This window comes from Pseudomonas sp. NPDC087639, from assembly GCF_044743385.1.
Classification (GTDB): Bacteria; Pseudomonadota; Gammaproteobacteria; order Pseudomonadales; family Pseudomonadaceae; genus Aquipseudomonas.
In genome coordinates, this window is the sequence record NZ_JBIUWI010000064.1 from 1 (window position 1) to 4,987 (window position 4,987).

Annotated in this window: 3 protein-coding genes and 1 pseudogene; all 4 read right to left on the reverse strand. The window is 62.0% G+C overall.

Going from position 1 to position 4,987, the window contains the following annotated elements; genetic code table 11:
* Window positions 1-813 (reverse strand): annotated as a pseudogene (locus tag ACIOVB_RS21980) (right-handed parallel beta-helix repeat-containing protein); the annotation flags it as partial.
* Window positions 814-839: 26 nt separating this feature from the next.
* On the reverse strand, window positions 840-2,327 hold the full coding sequence (locus ACIOVB_RS21985; protein ID WP_187676863.1) for an alginate export family protein: 1,488 nt from the start codon (window positions 2,325-2,327) through the stop codon (window positions 840-842).
* Window positions 2,324-3,730, reverse strand: a complete 1,407-nt coding sequence (gene algK / locus ACIOVB_RS21990) for an alginate biosynthesis TPR repeat lipoprotein AlgK (RefSeq protein ID WP_401271345.1) — start codon at window positions 3,728-3,730, stop codon at window positions 2,324-2,326. Before algK ends, ACIOVB_RS21985 begins: the two co-directional genes overlap by 4 nt.
* Window positions 3,731-3,739: 9 nt before the next feature.
* Complete coding sequence (locus ACIOVB_RS21995) at window positions 3,740-4,909, reverse strand: alginate biosynthesis protein Alg44 (protein WP_305441517.1); 1,170 nt, start codon at window positions 4,907-4,909, stop codon at window positions 3,740-3,742.
* Window positions 4,910-4,987 lie beyond the last annotated feature (78 nt).

Genomic DNA, 4,987 nt, shown 5'->3' on the forward strand with positions numbered 1-4,987 from the left:
GGACCCGCCGAGCCAGCCGCTCGGCGCGGCACGCCTGCGCCCCGTGGCCATGTTCGGCGTGTACTGGGAAATACTCACCCCGTACGACTTACTGTTGGCGTAACCGAAACTGGCCATCTTGCTGTTGACGATGTAGGTCTCGGTGCCGCCCCAGGCGAGCAGGAACGGACGGAATTCTTTCGGCGAACGGAACGTCGCCGGGCCGTTTTCCTTCTCGCGCCAGCCAGTGACTTTGGTGTCACGCACAAACAACTGACCGTCGTTGACCAGGAACGAACCGGCCTCTTGGGACAGACGCAATTCCTGGGTCTGGCCGTCGATTTCGAGGATGCCTTTACGGCCAACCACGATCGGCAACTTCGACAGGTACACGCCCGGCGAGGTCTCGCTGAAATACTGCTTGGGCAGTTTCTGCGCCAGCTCCTTGAGGTTGATGTAACCGTCGTCGACGAAGATCGCCTGCGGGATGCCATGCTGACGCACCACCCATTCGGCCATCTTGTTGTCGCCGCCGATGAAGTCCTTCAGGGCGTCTTCCTGCATCATCCGGCGCACGCTGACCTTGCCCGCTTTGCTGCGCACGATTTTTGCGGCGGCAGCCTCGGCGGTGTAGCCGGAGATGTCCGGCAGTTTTGGCGCGGCCAGGTTCAGCGCCTCGGTGGGTGCGCTGCTGACGGTGTAGGTCTTGGCTTGCTGCAACTCTTTGGCGGTGGTCACAGGCTTGGCCGGTTCCACCGTGGCGAAGGCACCAGCCGAGGCCAGCAGCATTGCGCCGGCCAACAGGCTGAGCGAGCCTTTCCTTGCATGGTTCATGTCGGGCACTCCCTTCGCGGTTTGCATCAGAAGCGCCAGATCACGTCGATGAACGCGCGGTGCATGTACGAATCAACCTGGCTGCCATAGGCGTCGCCCGGCTTGAACACGCCGCCACGGAACCGCACCAGCGCCGAAGGCTCGTCGATCGACTGGCTCAATGCCGCCGGCAACAGGCCTTGCTTGAAGTACTTGGTGACGACCAGGTCCATCTCCTGACCCAGATCCTTGTTGCCGTCCTGAAGTGGCAGCGAAGTGCTGGAGAGGATGGCGCCGGTCACGTCGTCGGTGTTGTTTTCCACGGCGTTGATGCCATTGCTGCCCACCGGTTTGCTGCCGTCGACGCGCCAGAACTTGTGGTAGATCAGGCTGGCGTCGTACTCGTCGTTGAGCATCCACGAACCGAACAGGGTGGCGGTCTGCATGTTGTTCATTTCGCCACGGAAGGCTTCGCCGAAACGGTGTACGCGCGAACGGGTACCGGTGTAGTTCGAGCGGTTGCTCTCCAGACCGGTCTGTTCGTAATCGGCGCTGGCGCGGGCATAGGCGGCGCCGACTTGCCATTGCGGGTCGAGGCGCAGACGCACACCGATGTCGGTGGCCCAGCCGTCGACGTCATCGCTGCGCTTGGCTTGCGCCGGGCGCGAACCATCGGCGTTCAGCGCGTTGACCGTGTCGCGGTCGCCGCTCATGCCGGTGATGCTGCCCCAGTAGTTGACGGTGTTGGTGTTGCGCCAGTTGTAGGCATCGCTGTCGGCGGTGAGACCGAGCCAGCTGATGTCGCCGTTCTCTTTCTTGTCCAGCGAATCAGCGGCAACACCCGGCTCCGGATAATCCAGTTTGCCGTCATCGTGGGTATGGTGACCGCGAATGCCGACCCAGTTACCCGGTGTCCACTGGTAAGCGGCATCGGCGTAGGCGTGCAGGCGATCCTTGTCTTTCGGTGCCAGCTCTTTGAGGTCGGTGCGGTATTCGCTGAAGCGTTCGGCAACACCGACGTTGGCGCGCAACAGGGTGGTGTCGAAAGTCCAGTTCAGCGCTTCGATGTTGGTGTCGCGCCATTGGCCGTCGTCATTGCGCAGGCGTTGGCGACCGAACTTGAGCATCTCGCCCGGGTAAGGGGTGAGGCCGCTGTAGCCGACCCAGAACTCACGCATCGCCAGGTAGTTTTTCTTGGTCTTGCGATCACCGTTGTCGGTGGTCTGGGTGCCGTCGCTGTCGGACTGCTGCAGGGTGTCGGTCTCGATGATGTCGGTCGAGGTCACGGCCTGGCCCATGGCGTAGGCGCTCCACGCGCCGCTTTCGCCGTAGACCCACGGACGCAGATCGAGGCCGACACCGTTGACGTCGCCGCCACTGGCGGTGCCGAGGTCGCGGTCGTCTTCGGACTGGCCGGTGATTTTCACTTCGAGGCCGAAGTTTTTGCTTTCAGTCATCGCGGCCAGTGTCGGGCAAGACCAGATCAGCGCGAAAGTGAGGCCAATGCCGGCCTTCACGAATGGATTGAGCTTCATAGTTTTTCCTCGCCGTCTTCTTCTTGCAGGGCGTGCAGTTGCAGCGTGTTCTGATTCAGGGCGCCACGGCTGGCCTGTTCCTGTCGCAGCAGGCGCTGGGCTTCGGCCAGACGCTCGGGCGGCAACTGGGCAGCGATAGTCGTCGCCAGTTCATCGGCTTGCGGGGTGTTTTGCGCCTTGGCCAACTGGCTGAATACATAGGCGTTGAGCGGGTCGGGCTTGGTGCCCTTGCCTTGGGAAAACAGCTGGGCGATGGCGAAGTCGGCGCTGTTCTGGCCGTTGCGCGCAGCGGTCAGCAAATGGTCGAGAGCCTTCTGCGGATAGACCTTGCCCAGGTAACCACGGCGGTAGATCTGGCCGAGGTAGTAATCGGCAGCGACTTCACGGCCCACGGCTTTCTGGAAATGTTCTTCGGCGACTTTGGCGTCGGCCGGAACCATTTTTCCTTCGTAGTAGAGCTTGCCCAGCAACAGCTCGGCGCGCGGCTGGTCGGCGGCGCGGCCGTTGTCCAGGTACTTCATCATCTGGTCGACGTCGCCCAGTTCCGGGTAGTCGTAAAGCAGTTGCGCGAGGGTCACCCACGACGCCGGGTAGCCTGGAGCAATCGGCTCAAGCAAAGACTGCGCGGTTTTTTCGTCGGTCTTGCCCAGGGTCGAATCGGCCAGTACACGGGCAACCGAATCGACGCGTTGAGCGGTGACGGTGCCACGGCTGTAACCGGCCTGCATCTGCTTGATCAGCTCAGCCTGTTGCTCAGGCTGGGCACGTTTCTGATAGACCGTGGCCAGTTCGACATAGCAAATGTCGGTGGTGTTGAGCGCGGCTTTGCAGATCTTTTCCACGTCATCCAGATGCTGGTCGTAGGTGCCTTGAGTGCGATACAGCAGCACTTGCGCCAGACCTGCTTCGGGGTAGCCGGATTTGCGCCACTGGTCGATCTGCTGCTGGGCGTTGATGTTCGGGAAGCTGTGCGGGTATTGCAGGTACAGCATCGCCAGCGGGATCAACGTATTGCCTTCGCCATTGGCGGCGGCTTTTTTCAGCAGGGTCTCGGCTTCGTGGTGCTCGGCTTCGGTGGAACCGGGTTTGGCCACCAGCAAGCGACCGAGACGAGCCTGAGCACGAGGCGAAACGCTGGCCGCTGCGCGATACGTCGCTTCGGCCTGTTTCATTTGCGCAGGATCGCGGCTGTCGACCTGAATATCGGCGAGGCCCACTTGCGCTTCGCTGTAACCCAGATCGGCCAGTTGCTGGTAGTTCTGCGCGGCGGTGGCGGTGTCGCCACGCTTGAGCGCTTCGTTGGCCAGACGCTGATCGGGCAGGCCGGCGCAACCGGCCAGGGCAATTGCCATGGCCAGGGTCAGCGGAACCGGCAGGATTCTGATTGGGCTAGTCACAGGCATGTCCTCGACTTAAAGACCGGCAGCCATGGCTTTGTCGATCAGCCAGTTCAGGTTCGGGCCACGGTCGCTGTTCACTTCCACCGGACGGCCGGCGAGGCTGCTGTCGAGCGACTCGTCAGGCTTGATCTGTACGCGGATATCGGAGGACAGGTCGGCGCTTTTCAGGCTGGTGCTGCTGACGATCTTGCCGGTGCGGATCTTGTCTTCGCCGGCGATCTGGAAGCTCACCGGGGTGCCCGGACGCACGTCGCCGAACTGGCGATAGGAGAAGCGTGCTTCCACATTCGCCTCGGTGTTGCGCGGTACCAGTTGGAAGATCACATCGCCCTTGCTCGCGTATTGACCGTCGGCCACCAGTTGCTGGGCCACGGTGCAATCGCACGGCGAGGTCAGGGTGCCGGTCATTTGCTTGCCGAACAGTTCTTCAACCTTGGCCGGGGACAGTTGGTCTTCTTCCAGATGCCCTTTGAGCACGTCGAGCATGCTGGTGCTGAAGGTCGCCAGCGGTGCGCCTTTGGCGGCGACGCCGTCGGACTTGACCAGACTCTGCACGGTGCCGTCGCGCGGCATGGTGATGTTCATGCCCGGTACGCTGACAAGGCCCGCCTGTGCATGGCTGACGAAGTACATGCCGTACACCGATTTGAAAATGAAACCCGCCGCAACCAGGCCGACCGCAAAAATACCGGCACTGAACGTCACTGCTTTCAGACGCCCGAACGGGGTCATGCCGCTGCCGCCGTCCTTGACCTTGCGCGCCTTGGTGAAGTTGTCGCGCTGCAGGGTCGCCAGTACTTCACCCATGCTGACGATGTCGCCGGCCAGGTGCGAAGTGATCAAGTGGCGCAGGGTGGAAATGTCCTGCGGCTCAAGGTTCTGGAACTGACAACCGGCACGGCCGGTCTGGCGGTCGAAGGAGCGCACCTGCAGTTCAACGTCCATGGCCAGGCCGAGGTTGTCGATGACGAATTGCAGGCGGGCCTTGTACACCTCGCCAATGGTCAGCGGCATTTGCCCGGCGTTGAACGCCAGACCACCGGCGGACAGGTCGAGGACCCGTGCTTCCATTGGCGTCCGGTCGGGGCCGAAGAAACGCAGCTTGGCCGGGATTTTCACTCGGGCGTGTTGGCGCTGGGCTTCGGATTCATGCACTACGTTGGCGTTGACGGCGGTATTCATAGGGGCGATTTCCTTGTTAATTCAATAGGGGCGGGTCAGACCATCATCAGCAGCACGGCGACGAAAATGCTGCCGGCG

Coding starts and splice junctions, on each gene's coding strand:
- ACIOVB_RS21985 (WP_187676863.1), bottom strand. CDS start 2,327: ATGAAGCTCAATCCATTCGTGAAGGCCGGCATTGGCCTCACTTTCGCG.
- algK (WP_401271345.1), bottom strand. CDS start 3,730: ATGCCTGTGACTAGCCCAATCAGAATCCTGCCGGTTCCGCTGACCCTG.
- ACIOVB_RS21995 (WP_305441517.1), bottom strand. CDS start 4,909: ATGAATACCGCCGTCAACGCCAACGTAGTGCATGAATCCGAAGCCCAG.